The organism is Salinactinospora qingdaonensis (assembly GCF_039539445.1).
Classification (GTDB): domain Bacteria; phylum Actinomycetota; class Actinomycetes; order Streptosporangiales; family Streptosporangiaceae; genus Salinactinospora; species Salinactinospora qingdaonensis.
Genome location: NZ_BAABDD010000028.1, coordinates 21,103 through 42,283, shown reverse-complemented (window position 1 = coordinate 42,283; position 21,181 = coordinate 21,103). Strand labels below are relative to the sequence as shown.

General features: G+C 68.6%; 15 protein-coding genes. 7 read left to right on the top strand and 8 right to left on the bottom strand.

Features of this window, described 5'->3' with window-relative positions; genetic code table 11:
* Positions 1 to 188 precede the first annotated feature (188 nt).
* Together ABD848_RS20490 and pdxH are read right to left on the bottom strand one after the other, a co-directional pair.
* On the bottom strand, positions 189 to 899 hold the full coding sequence (locus ABD848_RS20490; protein WP_344975153.1) for a metal-dependent transcriptional regulator: 711 nt from the start codon (positions 897 to 899) through the stop codon (positions 189 to 191).
* A 293-nt stretch (positions 900 to 1,192) separates the two neighbouring features.
* Complete coding sequence (gene pdxH, locus ABD848_RS20485) at positions 1,193 to 1,858, bottom strand: pyridoxamine 5'-phosphate oxidase (protein WP_344975150.1); 666 nt, start codon at positions 1,856 to 1,858, stop codon at positions 1,193 to 1,195.
* A 143-nt stretch (positions 1,859 to 2,001) separates the two neighbouring features.
* Here pdxH and ABD848_RS20480 point away from each other — a divergent pair, with 143 nt between their 5' ends.
* A complete protein-coding gene (locus tag ABD848_RS20480; RefSeq protein ID WP_344975147.1) occupies positions 2,002 to 3,108 on the top strand; it encodes a citrate synthase 2 in 1,107 nt (368 codons plus the stop codon).
* 213 nt (positions 3,109 to 3,321) lie between these two features.
* Here ABD848_RS20480 and ABD848_RS20475 read toward each other — a convergent pair whose 3' ends face one another.
* Complete coding sequence (locus tag ABD848_RS20475; RefSeq protein ID WP_344975144.1) at positions 3,322 to 6,258, bottom strand: ABC transporter substrate-binding protein; 2,937 nt, start codon at positions 6,256 to 6,258, stop codon at positions 3,322 to 3,324.
* Positions 6,259 to 6,561: 303 nt separating this feature from the next.
* Between ABD848_RS20475 and serC the strand changes: the two genes are divergently transcribed.
* Positions 6,562 to 7,683, top strand: a complete 1,122-nt coding sequence (serC, locus tag ABD848_RS20470; protein ID WP_344975141.1) for a phosphoserine transaminase — start codon at positions 6,562 to 6,564, stop codon at positions 7,681 to 7,683.
* Between the two features lie 533 nt (positions 7,684 to 8,216).
* Positions 8,217 to 8,558: a Uma2 family endonuclease gene (locus ABD848_RS20465; RefSeq protein ID WP_344975138.1), complete on the top strand. Its 342-nt coding sequence runs from the start codon at positions 8,217 to 8,219 to the stop codon at positions 8,556 to 8,558.
* 3 nt (positions 8,559 to 8,561) lie between these two features.
* Here ABD848_RS20465 and ABD848_RS20460 read toward each other — a convergent pair whose 3' ends face one another.
* A complete protein-coding gene (locus tag ABD848_RS20460; protein WP_344975136.1) occupies positions 8,562 to 9,620 on the bottom strand; it encodes a hypothetical protein in 1,059 nt (352 codons plus the stop codon).
* A 101-nt stretch (positions 9,621 to 9,721) separates the two neighbouring features.
* Here ABD848_RS20460 and ABD848_RS20455 point away from each other — a divergent pair, with 101 nt between their 5' ends.
* Positions 9,722 to 10,447, top strand: a complete 726-nt coding sequence (locus ABD848_RS20455) for a 3-keto-5-aminohexanoate cleavage protein (protein ID WP_344975133.1) — start codon at positions 9,722 to 9,724, stop codon at positions 10,445 to 10,447.
* A 317-nt stretch (positions 10,448 to 10,764) separates the two neighbouring features.
* On the opposite strand, the gene thpR is transcribed toward ABD848_RS20455, so the two are convergent.
* The 4 genes from thpR to ABD848_RS20435 all read right to left on the bottom strand — a co-directional run bounded on the left by thpR (position 10,765) and on the right by ABD848_RS20435 (position 14,955).
* Complete coding sequence (thpR, locus tag ABD848_RS20450; protein WP_344975130.1) at positions 10,765 to 11,322, bottom strand: RNA 2',3'-cyclic phosphodiesterase; 558 nt, start codon at positions 11,320 to 11,322, stop codon at positions 10,765 to 10,767.
* Between the two features lie 96 nt (positions 11,323 to 11,418).
* The gene (locus tag ABD848_RS20445; protein ID WP_344975198.1) at positions 11,419 to 12,681 is read right to left on the bottom strand and encodes an MFS transporter; all 1,263 of its coding nucleotides are present in this window, start codon (positions 12,679 to 12,681) and stop codon (positions 11,419 to 11,421) included.
* A gap of 152 nt (positions 12,682 to 12,833) precedes the next feature.
* Positions 12,834 to 13,283: a MarR family winged helix-turn-helix transcriptional regulator gene (locus ABD848_RS20440; protein WP_344975127.1), complete on the bottom strand. Its 450-nt coding sequence runs from the start codon at positions 13,281 to 13,283 to the stop codon at positions 12,834 to 12,836.
* 169 nt (positions 13,284 to 13,452) lie between these two features.
* A complete protein-coding gene (locus ABD848_RS20435) occupies positions 13,453 to 14,955 on the bottom strand; it encodes an NCS2 family permease (protein ID WP_344975124.1) in 1,503 nt (500 codons plus the stop codon).
* A gap of 903 nt (positions 14,956 to 15,858) precedes the next feature.
* On the opposite strand from ABD848_RS20435, the gene ABD848_RS20430 reads away from it, so the two are divergent.
* From ABD848_RS20430 to ABD848_RS20420, 3 genes are all read left to right on the top strand, one after another.
* Positions 15,859 to 16,179 carry a DUF2530 domain-containing protein gene (locus tag ABD848_RS20430; RefSeq protein ID WP_344975121.1) on the top strand — a complete coding sequence of 107 codons (321 nt, stop codon included), beginning with the start codon at positions 15,859 to 15,861 and terminating at the stop codon, positions 16,177 to 16,179.
* A gap of 65 nt (positions 16,180 to 16,244) precedes the next feature.
* Positions 16,245 to 17,732, top strand: a complete 1,488-nt coding sequence (locus ABD848_RS20425) for a DUF7059 domain-containing protein (protein WP_344975118.1) — start codon at positions 16,245 to 16,247, stop codon at positions 17,730 to 17,732.
* A 315-nt stretch (positions 17,733 to 18,047) separates the two neighbouring features.
* Entirely contained in the window at positions 18,048 to 21,176 is a 3,129-nt protein-coding gene (locus ABD848_RS20420) for a sacsin N-terminal ATP-binding-like domain-containing protein (RefSeq protein WP_344975112.1), read from the top strand.
* Positions 21,177 to 21,181 lie beyond the last annotated feature (5 nt).

Genomic DNA, 21,181 nt, shown 5'->3' with positions numbered 1-21,181 from the left:
AGAGTCGCCACCTCGCCGTCACGGACCGTATTTACGATGACCACGCGATCCACACCGCCCCCGACCGATGGGCGTGATGAGCTTCGTGCCGACCGGCCCACGCCATGAGTCCAGAGATTAGCAACAGTGGCGGCGTATCCGCAGAACAAGTCGGCATTCGATCTGTGGCTGCCGAGCCTCGGTAAAACTTACGGTTTGGCGACGAAAATATGGCTAGCGATCTGTTTTGGCAGCTCGGTGGGCTGACCGTCCTCTCCGGTACCATCCATCACCCGGACCCCGTCATCGCTCGCGATGAACGTCACTTCCCTTTCCGGTTGTACCCCGGCTCGCTTGAGGCTGAGCATGACGTCCAGGTCACTTTGCAACTGCTCGCTGATACGGCGCACGGTGACGGTGACCTCAGTGGCGTTGGCGATGTCGACCATAGGGACGATGGAGTCGTCGGTGAACGGCTCGGGGTCGTAGTCTTTGAGCCCGAGCTCGTCCAACCCCGGGATGGGGTTGCCGTGGGGACAGACCAGCGGCGCGTCCAGCAATCTCACGAGGCGCTCTTCAACCGCCTCGGAGATGACGTGCTCCCAGCGGCACGCCTCGATGTGGACGTCCTCCCATGGCAGAGCGATGATGTCGACGAGTAGGCGCTCAGCGAGGCGGTGTTTGCGCATGACGTGAGTGGCCAGGCGATGGCCCTCGTCGGTCATGGCAAGGTGGCGGTCATTCTCGACGCGCAGCAGACCGTCGCGTTCCATACGGGCCACAGTCTGGCTGACAGTCGGCCCGCTCTGTTGCAGTCGCTCCGCGATCCGGGCCCGAAGCGGCACGATGCCTTCTTCTTCGAGCTCGAAAATCGTGCGGAGGTACATCTCCGTCGTGTCAATGAGTCCGTGTGCGGTCAAGGCTCCCCTCCCCTCTTGGGCCCGGTTGAGAGCTATCAACGGCGGATCTCTCAAACAGCGGGCCAGCGCACGGATCATCCCGAAAGCGCGTCCAGGGGTGGACGGCGCTTGCCGGTCGTGTGCGCCCGACCGCGGGAGCGGCCACCGATATCCCAATCATAGCGTGAGACGGAAAAGTTCCCTCCGGGATTGGCGTGGCTTCCACCGCCGGGGCCACGCAGAGCCGGGGACAGGCGCCGCGCCCGAGCGGCGGCCGGCAGGTCTTTGGGAGCGCTGAACTGCTGAAAGGCACGTCAGGGGGAGAGACGCTCCAGGTGCCAGACTCCGTCGGCGGGCTCGCCCTCGCTGAGCCAATACCGAAACCGGTCGTGCATTCGGTCAGCGCGCCCCTGCCAAAACTCGACCTCCAACGGCTGGATTCGGTAGCCGCCCCAGTAGGGGGGACGGGGAATCTCCGCGGTATCGGCCCACTGCTCGCTGCGGCGCGCGTAGCTTCGTTCCAACTCCGCGCGGTCGGCTACGGGGGAGGACTGGTGCTCACTGGCCCATGCTCCGATTTGTGAACCCCTGGGGCGCTGTGCGAAGTACGTATCGTTTTCTTCGTCAGTGAGATTTTCGACACGGCCACTGACGATGACTTGGCGCTGGATCGGGTGCCACGGGAACACGGCACTGGCTGTGGGATACGCCGCCAGCGCACGGGCCTTGCGTGACCGGTAACTGGTAAAGAACCGCAGGCCAGAGGCGTCGTATCCTTTGAGGAGGACCGTGCGAGCGCGTGGCGCGCCAGAAGCTTCGACGGTGGCCACCACCATCGCATTGGGTTCGGGGATACCCGACGTGTGGGCCTGTGTAAACCAGGTGTGAAACTGCTCCATGGGATGCGGGGACAGCTCGGTACGGCACAGCGGCGTACCGTCGTAAGGTTCACGCAGCCCAGCAGGGTCACAATGGTTCACAAAGGGGCATCCTCACATGACCTGTGGGGCGAGCGCCACTTGGCGGCGAGATCATTGGGGCACCTCGCGTGTCATCGAAAAATCCCCAACCGGTTCAATGGATTTCACCCTTTCCAAGGACCGAGAAGACGGAGGAAGCCGGTATGTCGGACTTCAAACCCGGGCTCGAAGGAGTTGTGGCGTTCGAGACCGAGATCGCCGAACCGGACAAGGAGGGAGGCTCCCTCCGGTACCGCGGCGTCGACATCGAGAACCTCGTCGGCCACGTCTCCTTCGGGCGCGTGTGGGGACTGTTGGTGGACAACAGCTTCACCCCCGGACTTCCCTTCGCAGATCCGATCACCTTGCCGGTCTCAACCGGCGACGTCCGTGTCGATGTTCAGAGTACGTTGGCGACGCTGGCTCCATTGTGGGGTTTCAAGCCGGTGCTCGACATCGACGAGGCCGAGGCACGGGACAATGTCGCCCGTTCCGCCTCCGCGGCGCTCTCTGTGATCGCCCAATCGGCTCGTGGTGACCAGCCGGTGGTTCCGCGCAGCCGCGTCGAGGAGGGGGAGAGCATCGTGGAGCGGTTCATGATTCAGCTCCGCGGCGAGCCCGATCCCCAGCATGTGAAAGCCGTGGACGCCTATTGGACGTCGGCGGCCGAGCATGGCATGAACGCTTCCACGTTCACCGCCCGCGTCATCGCCTCCACCGGTGCCGACGTCGCCGCCGCGCTCTCGGGCGCCGTAGGCGCCATGTCGGGACCGCTGCACGGTGGGGCGCCGGCGCGGGTGCTGCACATGCTCGACGAGACCGAGCGCATCGGCGACGCGCGCACCTATGTGTCGCGGGCGTTGGACCAGGGCGAGCGGCTCATGGGTTTTGGCCACCGCGTCTACCGCGCCGAGGACCCTCGGGCCCGGGTGCTGCGCCGGACCGCCAAGGAACTCAACGCCCCGCGCTACGAGGTGGCGGCTGCGCTGGAGAACGCGGCGTTGGAGGAGCTGCACGCCCGCAAGCCCGACCGGGTCTTGGCGACCAACGTGGAGTACTGGGCGGCTGTGGTACTGGACTTCGCCCAGATCCCCTCGAGCATGTTCACGTCCATGTTCACCTGCGCCCGCACCGCCGGGTGGTCGGCCCACGTCCTTGAGCAGAAGCGCACCGGTCGCCTGGTTCGGCCCAGCGCTCGCTACACGGGACCGGCCGAGCGTGACATCAAGGGCGTTGAGGGCGCGGAGGAAGCGATCGCTCAAGGCGTGTGACCCCGCGCCTTGTGGCCATACAGCAGCGAGCGGCCCCCGTGCGACGAAACGGCCTCACGGGGGTGTCTCGCGATGCGGGCCACCCCGGCGGCCCCGGGGTGGCACGGCCGGAACCGCCCGTAGCGGCACCGACCGCGCTCTTTCCGAGGCCGCCGGCAGATGGTGGTCGTGCCCGGCCCGCGTGCCGCACCAGGCCGCGACCGGGCACGCCCCTCACTGCGCGGAGATGTCAGCTCCGGGAAAGTCCGAGATCGGACGCCGTGACCGCTCGCAGTTCTCGGGCTGGACGCCGTCGGCGACGAGCTTGCCACAGCGGGCGATCAACTGCTGCTCGTTGAGGGGGAACGCCTGCACCAGGGGGATCACCCGGTCTTGCGTCTTGTGGGCGGAGCCGCGGGGGCCGAAGAGGATCGCGCCGGTGGTGCCGTTGAAGGCGACCCCCTCGTGGCCTTGGCGCTTGCTCAGCGCGAAACTGATGTCGCGCGGCAGGCTGTTCGGCTGCTCGGCGGTCAGCGACGACTGCTCCTCGGTGGCGAGCTTGGCCGCCCATCGCACCAGGTCGACGGCGTCGCCGGCCATGGCGGCGTGGGAAGGGGAGGGCAACTGGTCGACTTGGTCGCCGATCTGGTGCACTCCGAGCGTCTCGCGTAGCTTGTAGTAGTCCTCGTAGAAGTTGGTGACGTCGATGGGGTCCTCAGAGCCCTGGCTGTCCCACACCTTCTCGAAGGCCAGCGGCGTGTAGTAGAACTGGATGCGCTGGGCGGTGGTGTCGCCCTCGGCGTAGCGCTGCGCGACGTATTGGGTGACGTCGTCTCCGGCCAACAGGGTCACGCTGGTGCACCGCGAATTCTCGAACTCGTCCATCAACTGGTCGACGTGGTCGGAACGGCCGGCATAGTAGACGAGGTCAGGCGGGTCCTCGCAGGCTTGCTGTACGCCTTGGCTGATGCCCTTGCCCTGGGAGTCGTAGGAGAACATCTCGGCCTGGTGCGGTCCGAAGAAGTCGTGGAAGTTCTGGCCGAGGTCCTCGCTGTAGAGGTCGTCCTCGGACTCGTGGTAGAACACGTCGACGTCGCCGACGGCGGGGAAGAGCTGCTCGTCCTCCTCGGCTTCGCTGGGGACCCCCTCTTTCGCCCAATTGGCGGCTTGCTCGGCGATCGCCTCGTTGTAGGGGGCCATGGGGTAGAAGAATCGGGAATACTTGGCGTAGCTGATCTGGGCCACGTCGCGTGAGGTGGTCGTGGTGCCGATCATCGGCAGCCCGATCCCGTTGATCGTGCGCACGGCATCTTGGGCACCGCGGGTGCTCTGGCCGAAACCGATGACGGCCATCACGCTCGAGTCCTGGCGAGCGTAGGCGACGATCTCCTCAGCCACGCGCTCACCGTGCTCGAAGTCCGCCCCCGAGTTGGCCATGAGGACCCGGATGCGGGGCGCTCCGACCTGGTTGGCCTGCATCTGCTGGGTGGCGATCCCGAGAAGTTCACCGTGGACCCCGGCCAAGAGGGCGTTCTCGCCGGCGTCACCTGCGGTGGACATCGCGCCGATGTAGATGACCGTGACGTAGTCGTCGCCTTCGGTGTCGACCGCGGCGTTTTGGGCCTCGATCTGGCCGAAGACCGGCCCCAGGACGGGATCGAAGACGTGGGAGCCGTCGCTGATGCCGATGCACTGGCCCTCGATGCGACGGATGTCGGTGGTGCCGCAGAAGGTTGTGACCTGGTAGGCGGCCACGCCGCCCGAAGCGGCGAGAAAGGCCAGAACCAGCCCCACGGCCAGCAGGGGGTGGGCGATTATCGGCCTGCGCCGCGGTCGTTGGATCGGGCCGTCCCCGGCGCGCATAAGACTGTCGTCGCCGCTTTGCAGACCCACGATGAGCATGCGCGGCGGCCCGAACAGGGAGTAGGACTCCCGTTCGCTACGCCACTCTTCCAGCGCCTCGTCGATCTCTTGAGGGGACACGGCGACACCGGAGGAGGTGCCGGCCGAGACCGTGACGTGCTGCGGCGCGGGGGCGGCCGGACGCGGCCGGGAACGACGGCCGAGCAGCACCGACCACAGCGACGGCGGCTGCGGGTGGGGACGAGCGGGGGGTGGGGCGGGCTGTGGGGTGGCGGCCGGTGCCGCGATCGGCTCCGTCGAACTGACGACGAGGAGCAGCGGGTCAAGACGGTCGACGTTTTTGCGGGTGTCCTGGCGCACCGCCGTGATGAGGTCCAGAAGTCGCTGGCCCGGCGAGCCCGGTGTCACGTCCTGCAACAGCAACACGGGGTAGTTGGTGCGGGCCCACGGGGCGCGCCGCAGCAGCGTCCGCACATAGGCACGCGACAGGTCTTGCAGGAAGGCGTTGACGACCAGTTTGTCGATCTCGTCGCGGTGCTGCTCGGAGTGGCGGTTCTCGATCACCCCCAGCGCGAACTCGGAGAACTTCCGACTCGCCTCTTCGGAAAGACACATGTAGGGTTGCTCGAGAAACCAGCGGAACCGCAGCGCCAGGAGTCGACTCATGGTCATCGACAAGCCTTGAATTCCGATAAGTAGTGCAATACCGCCCAGCATGATCAACGAAAATGCCATGTCCAGAACGGAGGAGGCGGTAATGCTGATCAAGCTCAGTACCGGAATGATGGGAGTGACGATGAGATCCATCAACTCCAGCAGGAAATTGCGCAGCCCACGGCCGGCACGGGTGAAACTGGTCCGTGACTTTGGCGCGAGAAACCGACGGTAGATGTGGCGGCGCTGCGCTTTGCGGTCGGTACCCGGCGGTTTCTGCTGCTCAAGCAGCCAAAGGACCCGGTCGAGACGGGGAAAGCGCAAAGCCGGCTCGAACCAATGCGAGTGAGTCGAGAGCCGCTGGGCCGCTTCCCGGACCAAGGAGGGGACGTCAACGGGAGCATCGGAGTCGGCGAGTGGGAGTCGAGCCCGGGGATCGTTCCCACACGACCGGTCGAATTCTGTCAAGACCTCGGCCGTGACCGATGGTGGCCCCGTGAGGTTAAGGGTGGGAAGTGGCTTGTCTCCTTTTCGATAGGAGGGACGCCAACGCAGACTCGTGAAGGCGCCGCGCAACTCCTTCATGCCGGCGATACGCGCCTGCTGTTGGTCAAGATGGTGACCGTCCTGCCCCGTGGTCTCGATGTTTGGCATCTCTCCCTCTCAAGGCGAGCAACAGTGGCCAGAGGTGGCAACTGAGGCGCCACTGCTTCCAGAGTCAGAAATTGTGAATATATAAGCTAAAGAGGCATGTCTCTGGGATTTCACTAAAAATTATCCTGAAATGATGCTTGTCTCCACTCGTGCGGCTGTTTAACCGCCGCTTCGCCGCCCCGCCGCGGCGACCGCTCTGCCAGCGCCGCCAAAAGAGAGAGAACCCCCGCCTGATCAGGGAAAATGTTGCTGCCGTCCGCCCTGTCCCTTGGCTGGACTCGGCTGGCGAGTACCCTAGGCCAAGTGACCGAGATCCAGATTCCCGCGAACCTGTTGCCCCGTGACGGCCGCTTCGGCTGCGGCCCGTCCAAGGTCCGTCCCGAGCAGTTGAGCGCCCTGGCCTCCTCAGGCGACTCATACCTCGGCACCTCACATCGCCAGAAGCCGGTGAAGTCCCTCGTCGGCCGGGTCCGTTCCGGGCTGGCCAACCTGTTCTCGCTGCCCGACGGCTACGAGGTCGTCCTCGGCAACGGCGGAACCACCGCCTTCTGGGACATCGCCGCTCACGGCCTCATCCGCGAGAAGTCCCAGCATCTGTCGTTCGGCGAGTTCTCCTCGAAGTTCGTGAAGGTCACCAAGGGCGCGCCGTGGCTGGCCGAGCCCTCCGTGATCAGCACCGACCCCGGCACCCACGGCGAGCCACGCGCCGAGGGGGGAGTCGACGCCTACGCGCTGACCCACAACGAGACCTCGACCGGTGTGGCGATGCCGATCCGCCGGGTCGAGGGCGCTGACGAGGACGCGCTGGTCTTCGTCGACGCCACCAGCGGCGCCGGCGGCCTGCCCGTGGACATCACCGAGACCGACGTCTACTACTTCGCCCCGCAGAAGTGCTTCGCCGCCGACGGCGGTCTGTGGGCGGCGATCATGTCGCCGCGCGCGCTGGCCCGCGCCACCGAGATCGCCGAGAGCGGGCGCTACATCCCCGAGTTCTTCTCGCTGACCACAGCCATCGACAACTCCCGCAAGGACCAGACCTACAACACTCCGGCCGTGGCGACCCTGCTGCTGTTCGCCGAGCAACTGGAGTGGCTCAACGGCCAGGGCGGGCTCGACTGGGCGGTGCGGCGCACGAGCGAGTCCTCCAGCCTGCTCTACGCTTGGGCCGAGAAGTCGTCGTTCGCGACGCCGTTCGTCACCGACCCCGCCCAGCGTTCGCAGGTCGTGTGCACCATCGACTTCAACGACGAGATCGACGCCGCCGAGATCGCCAAGACGCTGCGCGCCAACGGTGTCGTCGACACCGAGCCCTACCGCAAGCTGGGCCGTAACCAGTTGCGGGTGGGCACCTTCCCCGCGATCGAGCCCGGTGACGTCCAGGCGCTCACCGAGTGCATCGATCACGTGGTGAACAAGCTCTCCTGAGCCCGCGGCCACCTCTGACACAGCGGCGCCGGCGGGAGCCGACGCAGACGCCGCCGACGTCGACCAGCCGGCCCGGACAGCCGACGCTGTCCGGGCCGGCCGCGTTTGTTAAGGGGCGTGCCGCGGGGACGCCTCGCCGCCGCGCGCCGTGCCCGGCTCCGGGCGAGCGGATCGGCCATTGCCTATTCTGTGGAAACGACAGGCGAACCGGCGCGGGGACGATTACGCTTCCGGTCTCGGAGGTGACTTAGCGAAATGAGTGTCGCTGTCATGGATGCCGCTCCCGGGGGCGGACACACCGCGCGACCACCTGCTGCTGCGCACCTGGCGAGAACTGGACGTGCCTGACGGATGGCGGGCCGAGATCATCGATGAGGGGATCAGTCTGATGCCGCCGCCGTCGGTCCCGCCCAATCTGATCGCAGACGTCATGGACGGAGTCCTTCGGAAGGGCTCTCGCGCGGAACGGGGGATCTTTCAAACCCTGGGAGTGTGGATCGCGCTTGTGGAGAAGCTCTACATTCCCGGCCTCGTTGTCATACCCCAAGGAAGTGCTCAGGAGGGGCGAACTGCCGGTACCCGCCGAGGAGGCGTTGCTGGCGGTGGAGATCACCTCGCGGGGCAACGCCGAGACCGACCGCACGGAGGAACTGCGCGGCTACGCCAACGCTGCCGTTCCGCTGTACCTGCTGGTCGACTCGTGGCACCCCAACGGCGCCGCGGCCACGCTGTTCGAAAACTCCGGCAACGGCACCTACCAGCGCCACACCACGGTCCCCTTCGGTAAGCCGATCGCGCTTCCCGAGCCGTTCGACCTGGAACTCGACACATCGGAGTTCCCGCTGCCCGCCACCGCCGCGGAGGAGGACGACTGAGGTTCAACTCCGGCGGGCGAGCCACACGATGCCGGCGATGGCAAGGGCGACGGCGCCCACCCCGATGAGCAGGGCAGTGCCGGCCACACGGTTGAGGTCGCGCCCGCCGGCGGCGTCACCGCCGGCGGAAGTGGCCGCGGGCGAGGGCGACGCACCAGTGGCAGCGTCGTCGGTGTCCTCGCCGGACTCCCCCGGCACGGGGATACGCCAGACCGGGCTAGTGGCGCCCTCCGAACCGGCCAAGAGCGCGTCGCCGGTGCCGGTGTAGGCCAGCGACTCCCCCTGGGCACTGTCGGGCAACGTGAGGCGTTCGACAGCGGAGCCGGGCACACCGTCGGTGGCGTCGTAGATCGTGGCCCCCCAGTAGGTGCGGATCGCGTAGTGGGAGCCGTCGGGGGCGAAAGAGGCATCGGTGGCATAAAGGGGGGCCGAGCCGAGGCGAGTCAGTTGGTTAGTGGCGTCGGTGGCGAGTTCCTCCGGGGCGGCGTAGATCCCGCCGCCGGCCTCCTTGCTGACGATGTAGATCCGGCCGTCGCGGGGGTCGACTAGCAGCGACTCGGCGTCGCGCCCACCGTCTGCGTAGCTGAAGGTGAACGTGGTGGCCTCGACTGTGGTGTCGCCCAGGGTGCGCGGCTCGGGCAGCCGGTAGAGGCGGATCGTAGGCCACCCGCCGTCGAAGTTGTCGCCGATATCGCCCACGTAGATGGCGGGTTCGCCGTCAGCACCGGGGGCGACGGCGACGGCCTCCCAGTCGCGCATCTGCACGCCGGCGCCGGTGAGGGTCACGGTCGCGACGGTCTCCCCCGTGTCGTCAACCCCGTAGAGCATCGGTGCGTACTGCTCCCCGCTGTCGTTGTGGGTCCAGTACACGCCCTCGTGGTGACGGGAGGCAGCCAGTCCGCTGGACTCGACGACGCGGGGGTCGCTGATGTGGAACGCCGGGGACCGCTCCTCCGGGCTCTCCTCTTCAGAGGGAGCGGCGACAGCGGGTCCGGCCATAGCGGGGACCGTGACGGCAAGCAGGGCCGCTGCCAGGAGGGGGAGGCCGGTACTGCTTGTCATGTGGGGATCTTCCCATGAAGGGTTCTCGGGTGCTTAGCTTGCGAGTCACCCCGGGTGGGCATGTTTCGCACAGAAAACGCGCCCAAGGCGAGAGGACGGCCATGAGGATAGTCGCCTGTCTGAACGGGGATCGGCGCCCGGGCTCGCACCCTGCCCTTCCCATTTCGGTGGGCCAGCTTGTCGAGGATGCCCGCACCGCCGTGGCAGCGGGGGCGACCGAGTTGCACATCCATCCGCATGATGCGACGGGCGCGCAGTCGCTGGAGCCGCAGGTGCTGACGCCGCTGCTGCTGGAGCTGCGGGCGGTGCTGCCCAAGACGCCGATCAGCGTCACCACGTCGCTGTCGGCCGAGCCGGACGCTTGGCGACGGTTCGACATGGTGCAGCGCTGGGGAGAGCTTCCCGACTCGGCCACCGTCAACCTGCACGAGCCTGGGTCGGTGGAGATCGCGCGGTTGCTGATCGACCGGCGGGTGGGGGTGGAGGCGGGACTGTGGTCGGTCGACGCGGCCCGCATCCTCGCGGCGAGTGGGCTGGTGAGCGGGTTCACGCACGTACTGGTGGAGCCGGAGGGGGCCACCGCGGGGGAGGCGCTGGGCAATGCCGAGCGTATCGACGCCGTGCTCGATCACGCCGAGATCGAACTCCCCCGCCTGCTGCACGGTAAGGATGACACGGTGTGGGCGGTGTTGGACACGGCGATCGCCAGCGGCCGGGATGTGCGGATCGGGTTGGAGGACACCTTGACCGGCCCTGAGGGCGAGGAGGTCGAGAGCAACGCCGCGCTGGTGGAGATGGCGGTGGCCCGGATGGCGGCGATGGCCTGACGGCGGCCACGCAGCGGGGTCACTGTAGGAAAGCGCCGATGACGACGAGGAGCATGATCGCGGCGAGCACAGTGGGCAGCAACCAACGCTGCTTGCGGTTGTTGGTGAGCATGCTCATGGGTCCTCGGTTTCGCTGTGCCCCGGCCCGGTGGTGGTGTGGAGTTTCGCCCGGGGATGATTCCAGGGTATGGCGCTGTGTTGGCGGCGTCGCGGCGGTACCCGCCTAAGGAGGGGTGTGGCCCCCGCCGCAGGCTCGTGGCTGCGGGCCGGCCTGTTGGTTTGGGCCCAGGCGTCCACGACGCCGCGGCGGCCGGCTTTCAGTTCTCAGTGATGCGCAGCGGCCAGGCGGCGATAGTGCGGTAGCGAGGCTCGCCCCCGAGATTGCTGTGGATGAGTTCGACTTCTCCGGCCTGCCAGGAAACGGTGTCGAGAGCCGCGAGCCCGGCGCGGGCGCGGGTGAGGTCGACGGGGCGCGGGCAGCGCGCCACGGTGAGATGGGGCACATAGGGGCGGCGCTGTACCGCCACGCCGTGGTCGCGGGCGGTCTCCTCAAGGCTGGTGGCCAAGGCGGTGAGGGGGGCGGTGTCGCCGGCCAGTCCGGCCCACAGCACGCGGGCGCTGCGGGCGTTGCGCGGGAACGTGCCGGCGCCGCTGAGCCGCAGGGTCATGGCGGTGTGGCGCGTGGCAGCCTCGTCGAGGCCGGTGAGGAGGGCGCCGAGGTGGTCGTCGGCGATCTCACCGAGGAACACCAGCGTGACGTGCCAACTCTGCCGTGGCATCCAGCGCAGCCCCCGCGCGGTGGTGGCGCCGGCGATAGCGCCGCCGAGTTGGTCAAGCGCGGCTGCCGAGGGTGTCAGGGCGGCGAACAGGCGCATGCCTCCCCCCTTTGCTGCGGCGGTGCGGCGGCCGGCGGGCAGAGCCCCCCGGATCTGGCTCCACGTTAGCGCGCGCCGCGCCCCGCGGCGTGCGACTCAGGCCGGTTGGGTCTTGGTGTCCTGGCTCACCCGCACGAACGGGCGACGCAGTGGAGTCAGGCGCAGGCGGACGCCGAACCTGCGGCACAGCAGGGCGCCCACCAGGAGGGTCGCGGCCGCGGGAACGGCGCCCCCCACGGCCAGGCTGAGGCGCGGCCCGAAGGTGTCGGCAAGGAAGCCGACGACGGGGGCGCCGACCGGGGCCATCCCCAAGAAGAACAGCATGTACATGCTCATGACACGGCCCCGCATTTGAGGGTCGACGCTGAGCTGGAAGACGGCGTTCATGGTGGTGTGGAAGGTGAGATAGGCGATCCCCATAGGCACTAAGGCGACGACGAAGGTCACGTAACCAGGGGAGAAGGCCGATGCGGCCTGCAAGAACCCCATCACGAAGGCTCCCGCGAACACGAGCCGGAGCCGGGGCTGCTCGCGGCGAGCGGAGTACAGCGCCCCCAGGAGGGAGCCGACGGCGATGGCCGCGGCGGCGAACCCGAAGGCGTCGGCGCCGGCGCGGAAGACGTTGTTGGTCATGAGCGCGATCTGGTTCTGGAGGTTCGCGCCGAACATCTGCACCAGGCCGGTCATGAGCAGCAGGAGCACGAGATCGGGCCGGCTGGCGACATAGCGCAGCCCCTCCAGCGTCTGCCCCTTGGAGCGCGGCGCGGGTTCGGTGATGCGCAACTCGCGGGGACGCATGAGCCCTAGGGCGGCGAGGACGGCGACAAAGGAGAGCGCGTTGAGGAGGAAGACGGGGCCGCTGCCGATCGCGGCGATGAGCAGGCCCGCCACGGCCGGTCCCGCCACGCGGCCCATCTGGAAGCCGGCGCTGTTGAGGGCGATCGCGTTGGACAGGTCGCGCTGGCCCACCATCTCCACGACGAAGGTCTGGCGCGCGGGGTTGTCGACGACGGTGACGATCCCAAGGGCGAAGGCGAAGACGTAGACGTGCCAGACCTGGGCGGCGCCCGCTATGACGAGCACGCCGAGGAGGAGGGCGAGCACTCCCATCAGGCTTTGGGTGATGATGAGCAGGCGGCGCTTGGCCAACCGGTCGACCAGGGTGCCGCCCCAGAGGCCGAACAGCAGCATCGGCAGGAACTGTAGGGCTGTGGTGAGACCGAGCGCCATGCCACTGCCGCCGCTGAGTTGGAGGACGAGCCAGTCCTGGGCGATGCGCTGCATCCAGGTGCCGGTGTTGGAGACGAGCTGGCCGGCGGCGAAAAGCCGGTAGTTGCGTACGGCCAGCGAACGAAACATCGCGGGGCCGCGCGGTTTGGGTTCGGTGGTCTCGGGAGGCGCGTCGCGCTCAGGGGGTTCGGGGTGGCGGGGGTCGTCGGAGGCTTGGGGGGATGGTGCGGCAGTCGTGGCTGTCTCCTCACCTGTAGCGGCCACCCCGCCCGCGTCGCCGGCTAGGCCTGACTCAGCCGCTCCAGGATCTCGGCGGCTTTGCGCAGTGTGGCCTTCTCCGCTGCGGTTAGCTCCCGTAGGCGCTGGGCTAGCCACGCTTCGCGCTGGCGCTGATCGGCCTGTACCACTTCGAGGCCCGTCGCGGTCAGCTCCACGAGCTGTTGCCTGCGGTCGTCGGGGTGCCTCATCTTGCATACCAGGCCGCGCCCCTCCAGGTTGGTGATGATCCGCGTCATCGAGGGGGGTTGCACCTTCTCGTGCTCGGCCAGTTCCCCAGGGGTCATCCGGCCGTGGCGGGCGAGAGTGAACAGCACTGCGCTCTGCCCCAGGGACATCGAGGTGTCGGAGCGTTGGGCTCGAAGCCTGCGCGCCAGCCTGCCCACAGCCACGCGAAGCACCGCGGCCAGGCCGGCGTCGGTCCTGGTCTGCTGGGATAGATCGGGGTGCTTCATTAGCATGACTCATTACTTTCGCTAACGATATCCGATTTAACGGTATTCCTTTGAAGTCTCGTTGAGAAGGCGGCGGCGAACAACGTGGGGAGCCATCTCCGAGATCACACAGGCGCGGAGCCGTGTCACCGGTGACACGGCTCCGCGACAGCGGACAGGAGGAGTAGGGTCACACGCCGAGCAGGGCACGGATGGGATCGAGGGTGAAGTAGACGAGGAAGGCCGCGGCGACGATCCACATGAGGGGGTGGATCTCCCGGCTCCGGCCCTGGGCGGCCCGCAGGATCACGAAGCTGATGAAGCCCGCGCCGATGCCGTTGGCGATGGAGTAGGTGAACGGCATGAGGACGATGGTGAGAAACGCCGGGATGGCGATCCCCATGTCGTGGAAGTCGATGCGGGTCACCTGAGTCATCATCATGAACCCCACGACGATGAGCACCGGCGTGGCCGCCTCGAAGGGCACCAGGTTCACCAGTGGGGAGAACAGTGTCGCTGCGAGGAAGAGGACTCCGGCGACGATGGAGGCGAGCCCGGTTCTGGCCCCCTCCCCCACGGCCGCGGCCGATTCGGCGTAGACGGTGGCCGAGGAGGCGGAGGCGGCTCCGCCGGCGGCGGCCCCAAGCGAGTCGATCACGAGGACCTGGCGCGCGCCGGGCAGGTCACCATTGTCGTCGAGGAGCTGGCCTTGGCCCGCGACGCCGACCATCGTCCCCATGGTGTCGAAGAAGTCGGCCAGCAGCAGGGTGAACACGAGCAGGATCATCGCGATGACGCCGACGTGCTCCAAACTGCCGAACAGGTTGAACTGGCCCAGAAGACCGAAGTCAGGGGTATCGACGATCGACCCGGACAGTTGGGGGACCGTGAGCGCCCAGCCGTAGGGGTTCTCCTCGTTGAGAGCCCCCACGTTGGCAACGGCTTCGACGGTGATCGCGATGGCGGTGGCGGCGACGATACCGATGACCAGCGCACCGCTGACCTTGCGCACGGTCAGGATCGTGATCAGCAGGAGGCCAATCACAAACACCAGGATCGGCCACCCGTCGAGCTGGCCGTTCCCCAACTGCACGGGCACGGTGGTGTTGGCCGCGTCGGGGATGCGGCGGATGAACCCGGCGTTGACGAACCCCACGAGGGTGAGGAAAAGCCCGAGCCCGACGACGATGGCCGTCTTCAGGCCCGCCGGGATGGCGTGGAACACCGCGGTACGGAACCCCGTGAGAACCAGGACCAGCAGGACCAGCCCCTCCAACACGACGATACCCATGGCGTCGGCCCAGGTCATCTGGGGGGCAAGCGTGACGGCGACGACGACGTTGAGCCCCATTCCGGCGGCGAGGCCAAAGGGGTAGCGCCCGACGATCCCCATAAGGATGGTCAGCACTCCGGCTACGAGTGCTGTGGCGGCGGCGACCATGGGGATGGCCGTCTCGGGTCCGGCCGCGCCTCCGACAAAGTCGCCGTGGACGTCGGTCGCGGTCGCGATGATCAACGGGTTGAGGACGACGATGTAGGCCATGGCGAAGAACATGGCCAGGCCGCCACGGATCTCGCGGGCGAACCCGGAGCCGCGCTCGGTGATCTTGAAGTAGCTGTCGATCCGGCCGCTGAGTCCGCCGGCTCCGGTACTCGACGGGGGTTCTTGGGTAGTACGAGGCTTGTCACTCATCTCGCAGCAGCTTGACATGTCCACATTACGGTCTGGAATCCGGCCGATTGCCCCTTCAGCGAGAGCGCCGGCGCCTCACCCGCGGGGGGTGCTTCTATGGGTTTGTCAAGCCGGGGGGTGGGCTGTGCCTGGAGGGTTCGCCGTTGGCTCGTGCCTCGATCGCTGCGCGATCTCAGCAGCCCGGGGCGGGCTGTGCCTGAGGTGGCACGGGTACCACGACAGGGGCTGGGGCCGACGTGGAGCCACCACCCCGACAAGGCAGGCGGAGGCCGGGGCCGACGCCGTAACCGGGCAGACGGGAACGAGACCACCACCACAACCGGGCAGACGGGGGCGGGGTCGACGCCATGACGAGGCAACCAGGAGGCGAGCACCACGACAAGGCAGACGGGGCGGCTCGGCGGGTTCCGGCGTGTTCTCAGCCACCACCCCACCGGCATACCCCCCACACCAGCAGCACCCGGCACAACAGCGATGCGTCAAAGACACAGCGCCCCCGTCAAAGCTGCCGAGATCGCGAAGCGATCGAGGCACGAGCGACGAAAAACCCCGCACGCTCTCCCCAGACCGAAGCCACACCCCGCCACATTGCCCCCGGGGGGTGCTTCTATCAGCGGTCTGGCGGTGCCTTCGGGCCCGGTGACACCACCCCCCGGATCATCGATGACAGGGGGGACCAGTCCTGCCGGGCCCGAAGGCCGGGAGTTCCCTTGCGGAACTCCCTAAAAGGTAATGGGGGGGGAGCGCGCGGGTAAGCGCGCACCGCTGCGGACTCGGTCCGGCTCCAAGGGACGGCGCGGGTGGACGGTCTCCCCCTGTCTTCGCGGGCGACATAGCGGGCGGAAAACCCCCGGCCGGTGCGGGCTACGGTGCCCATAGACGGCGATCGTCTAGCCTGAAACTGTGCGCGCGCCCCGTCAACCAGACCCCGAAGTGATGGAGATCGATTACCGTATCCCAACCGCGCTGGGCTCGCTGGGATGGACGGTGGCCCTTGTGGTGCTCCTGGCGCTGGGCGACCGGCTGCCCGAACAGGACCGCTGGTGGATCTGGGTGTGCGTGACCGGCCTCGGGTTGGGGATCTTCGCCTACTTCTACATACCCTGGCTGCTGAGACGACGGGACAAGGCCGAGGGACACCACGCTGCGCAGCACGAGCCTGAGACGGACGACGCCGAAGAAGAGGGCGAAACCGGCGAGGAGCCCAAGCACGGCAGTCAGTGAGGATTCACTGACTGCTCTTCACTCACCCCGTGGCTCCCCTCGACACAGGCACCGATAATGGGCGCGTGTCTGATTCGTCTAACCTTTTCCCCCGCGCGCTGGCCGACGAGCTTCGCCACACTCTGATCGAGACCGACTACACGGTCTCAGGGGTACGCGACCGGCTGGGCGGCACGGCAGCGCGGGCGCTCGCACGCGAACAGCTCGTGCCCGCGCTGCGCGCGACGGGTGGCGAAGAGCATCTGGGGGTGCTGCTGCGGTTGTGGTGGCTACAGGAACCCGTTGCGGAACGGACGGCGCGCGCCATCCTGCCGGTGACCGAGCTGGCCGAGGCGGGACTGTTGACCCTCGCCGAGGGGCAGGTGCGCGCGCGGGTGCACCTGGTGCCGTGGGAACTGGATGACGGCCGTCCCGGTTATGTCGTCTCCGACCCCACAGTGCGGCCGGGCCACGGCCAGCCGAATCCGGACCACGTGGTGGGACCGGGAGGCGCTTCAAGCACCCTGGCCCAGCTCATCGTGGACGGACCGATGGAGCGCGCGCTCGACATGGGTGCGGGCTGCGGGGTGCAGACGCTGCATCTGGCCGCGCGGGCCTCGCAGGTCTGTGCCACCGATGTCAACCCGCGCGCCTTGTGGTTCACCGAGATCAGCGCCGCCCTGTCGGGGATCGACAACGTGGAGGTGCGGCAGGGGTCGCTCTACGAACCGGTCGAAGACCAACGATTCGACCTGATCGTCTCCAACCCGCCGTTCGTCATCACCCCGGAGCCTGCGCGCTACTCCTACCGGGAGTCCGATATGGCCGGTGACGAGGTGTGCGCCGAGATCGTGAAGCGCGCGCCGGGGTACCTGACCGACGGTGGCTGGTGCCAGTTGCTGGCGAACTGGCTGCACGTCGGCGGAGAGGACTGGCGCGACCGGGTCGGTGCGTGGGTGACGGGCACCGGCTGCGCGGGCTGGGTGGTGCAGCGCGACGTGCAGGACCCGGCCGAGTATGTGGAGCTGTGGCTGCGCGACTCCTGCGAGCAGGGAACTCCGGAGTACACGCGCCGCTACGACGCTTGGCTGGACTACTTCGAGCGCGAGGGCATCAAAGGGATCGGGTTCGGCTGGATCTGTCTGCGCAACGACGTGGCTCAGGACGCCGCCGTGCGGGTAGAAGACCTGCGCCACGAGATCGAGCAGCCGGCGGGCGCCTATCTGCCGGATGTGGTCAACGGGGCCATGACAGCGCACCGGCTCACCAACGCGGCGCTGCTGTCGGCCCACGTGGCGCCGGCGCCGGGCGTGGTGGAGGAACGGGTCTCGATCCCCGGCGCGCCCGACCCGGAGCAGATCCTGCTGCGCCAGCGCAACGGGCTGCGACGGCTTGCCCAAGTGGGAACGGTGGAGGCAGCGCTGGCGGGCGTGTGCGACGGCACGATGCCGGTGGGGCCGCTCCTGGACGCCATCGCCGAGTTGACCAGCCAAGACCCGGCCGTGTTGCGGGAACGTACCCCGGAGATCCTGCGGGGACTCATCGCCGACGGTTTCTTCCGGGTAGCGCGCTGACCGCGATGGCTGGACGGTGCGCTGCGGTGGGTTCGCTCGGTGGAGCCGTACCCGCCCAAGGCGGCCGGTGGTGGCGCGCGTGCCGGGAGCGCGCCGGAGACCGTACCGCCGGGAGGGGCCGGGCTGTCGGTCGCTCCGGTCGAAGCGAGCGCGGATCGTGGAGCGCGTGTAGGGCGGGGAGTGCAAGGATGTTGTTCGCTGTGCCCTGCGTGCCCGCCGGAAAGAGCGCTCGGCGCCGGTTTCGGTGGGAGCCGGCGGGACGGCGGGCAGTCGGTCGCGTAGCGTAGTTGCCGCACAGACTCGGGAGGAGCCCATATGGTCGAGGCAAAGGTCGATCCCTTCGAGACGGCCGAGGTGCGGCGCCGTGTACTCGACGGGTGGGTGGCCTCCGCGGCCCGGTTTCGTGAGGACGCCAACGCCGAAGAGGACTACGCGCTTGGCGGCTACCGGGACCGTGTCGTCGTGGAGCTGGCGCAAAACGCCGCTGACGCCGCGCGGCGCGCGGGAACGCGGGGTCGACTCCGCCTCGCGTTGCGGGGGCGGGAGTTCACTGCCGCGAATACCGGTGCGCCGCTCACCCGCGAAGGGGTGGAGTCGTTGAGCACGCTGCGGGCGTCGGCCAAGCGCCCCGACACTGTGGACGGCGACGCCGCCACGGGACGTTTCGGCGTGGGGTTCTCGGCGGTGGTCCCGCTCAGCGACGAAGTCACCGTCTCCAGTCGCGAGGGGGCGGTGGCGTGGAGCCGGGAGCGGGCGCTGGAGTGGGTGCAGGAGCGGTTGCCCGGCGCCGGCGGGGCCGCGGCAGAGCTGGCCGCGGAGTTGAAGCGGCGCGACGGTGACGTACCGCTGCTGCGGTTGCCGTTCGAGTTCGAGACGGCCGAGCCGGTACCTGAGGGGTACGACACGGTGGTGCGGTTGGTGCTGCGCGACGATGACGCTCGCGCGCACCTCACGCACCTCCTGGCAGAGACGGGGCAGGCGTTACTGCTGGCGCTGCCCGACCTGGCCGAGGTCGAGATCGACGTCGAGGGAAGGCGGCGCGTCTTGAGTTGCGGCGCCGCGCCCACGAACGGCGAAGACCTGGTGACCGTGGTACGCGAAGGAGAGCAGGAACACCTCACCCGGTGGCGCACGGTCACCCGCACCGGCCGGTTCGATCCGGCGATGCTGGCCGACCGCCCTGTCGAGGAACGCGAGCGGCTGGACTGGGTGGTGACCTGGGCAGTGGCAGTGGACGAGACGGGTGGGGTGGCTGGATTGCCGGCGGATGTGCCGCGGGTGGTGCACGCGCCCACGCCCAGCGACACCGAGCTCGATGTGCCCGCTCTGCTGATCGGGTCGTTCCCGCTGAGTCCCGATCGCAGGCGCGTGGCCGCCGGCCCCGCCCGCGACGCGCTGATCGAGGTGGCCGCCAACGCTTTCTGTGAGCTACTGTGCCGGTTCGCGGCGCGGGCGACCTGGGACCTCATCCCGGTGGAACGTATGAGCGGCAGCGAGTTCGATGTCGGTTTCCGCTCGGCGGTGCTGGAACCGATGCTGGACACCCCTTTCCTGGTGACGGCGGGCAACGTGGCGGTGCGTCCGCGCGACGCGGTCGTCGTGGCCGGCGGGCCGGAGTTGACAGAGGTGCTGGCGCCGATCCTGCCGACGGTGCTGCCCGGGGAGTGGAATTTCCGCCACCCGGGGCTGGCGCGGCTGCGGCTGCGCCACATCGGGCTTGCCGAGCTGGCCGACCTGCTCGCTGACCTCGACCGGGAGCCCCGATGGTGGGCGGAACTGTACGCGGCGCTGCGCGCAGCGGGGCAGCACGGCTGGGATCTCGCCGAGCTGGGCGCGCTGCCGGTGCCGCTGGCGGACGGCCGGCTCGTGCGCGGGCCACGCGGGTTGCTTGTGCCCGCGGGTGAGGCGGTGGGGCCCGGGACACCTCCGGCGCGGCAGCTCGCTCCGTTGGGGCTGCGGCTGGTCCATCCGCACGCGGTCGATCCGCTGCTGGTGCGGTTGGGGGCCGTCGAGGCGGGAAACCGGGCGATCGTGACCGACGCGGCGACGCGGGCCGCGGTGGAGAACTCGTTGGAGGCCGACGCCCCCGACACGATCGCCGAAGTTGTGCTAAGGCTGGTCGCGGTTTCGGGGGTGACGGCCGACGACGAGCCGTGGTTGGCGGAACTGGCGCTGCCCGACGACGAGGGGGGCTATTCCGTCGCTGGCGAGTTGTTGTTGCCCGACAGTCCGCTGCGCGAGATTTTCGTCGCGGACGCTCCCTTCGGTGTCGTGGCGCGCGAGGTGGTGGCGCGCCACGGCGCGGAGCCGCTGGAGGCGGTGGGGGTGGTGCGCTCCTTCACGCTGTGGCGGCGCACGGACGTGACGCTGGGGGCAGCGCTGCGGGAGAGTCTCGAAGATCTGGCGCTGGACGGCGTCGAGGAGTGGGGCGAGGAGGTTGCGGAGCAGGCCGGGGGCGACGGGGTACCGCCGGTGGTGCCCGAGCTGGTGGGGGTGCGCGACCTGGAATTCGTTCGTGAGGACCGCTGGCCGCAAGCGCTGGAGCTGCTGGCAGCGCCGCAGACACGCGGGGCCGTCGTGGAACCCACGCGGGTGCTGCGCGGCGACGGACGCTCGGTGGACGTGCCCTCCTACACGGCGTGGTGGCTGCGGACCGGGGCACTGTTGGCGGGGCGGCGCCCGGTGGAGCTGCGCATGCCCGACGCGGCGGCGGAGCTGCGCGGGCTCTACGACGAGGTGCCCGAGAGGGTGGACGCGGTATTGGCGCGGGCACTGGGGGTGCGTGCGACGGTGTCGGAGTTGTTGGCCGAGCGTGACGGCCCCGATGAGCTGCTGGAACGGATGGCCGACCCGCGGCGGGAAGTGTCGCGGGAGGCGCTACGGCACCTGTGGCGGGCGCTGGCCGAGGTGGACCCCGAGCGGGTGAACGTTCCGGAGCGGGTACGGGCGGTGAGCCCGGCCACGGGAGAGACCATGGTGGCCGACGCCGAGGAGACGGTGGTGGTCGACGCGCCGGATCTGCTGCCGCTGCTGGGAGGCCGGCCTGCGATTCTCGTGGCGGCCGACCGGTGTGCCGCACTGGCCGACGTGCTGGACGTGGCATTGGCCAGCGAGGAGATTGAAGGCAGCGTGACGGTGACGGGCAGCGCGGCCTCGACCGGGGAGGTACGGCCCGTCCCCGATGAGGTGCGGGCGTTCCTGGACACCGCCCTCCTCACCTACCTGCACCACGACGAGCTGCTCGTCGACGGCACAGCGGTGGAGTGGCGCTACACCGAGGGTACGGTGCGCGCCGCCACCACCGACGGGTTGGCGCGGGCGCTGGCGTGGGCGTCGGGGCAGTGGGAGAAGCGCCACGTCGTGACGGCTGTGCTGCGCGACCCGCAGACCGTGGGCGAGTTGCTGGCCGAAGCCGATATGGATAACGCCGGGCCGCCGCTGTAGCCCCG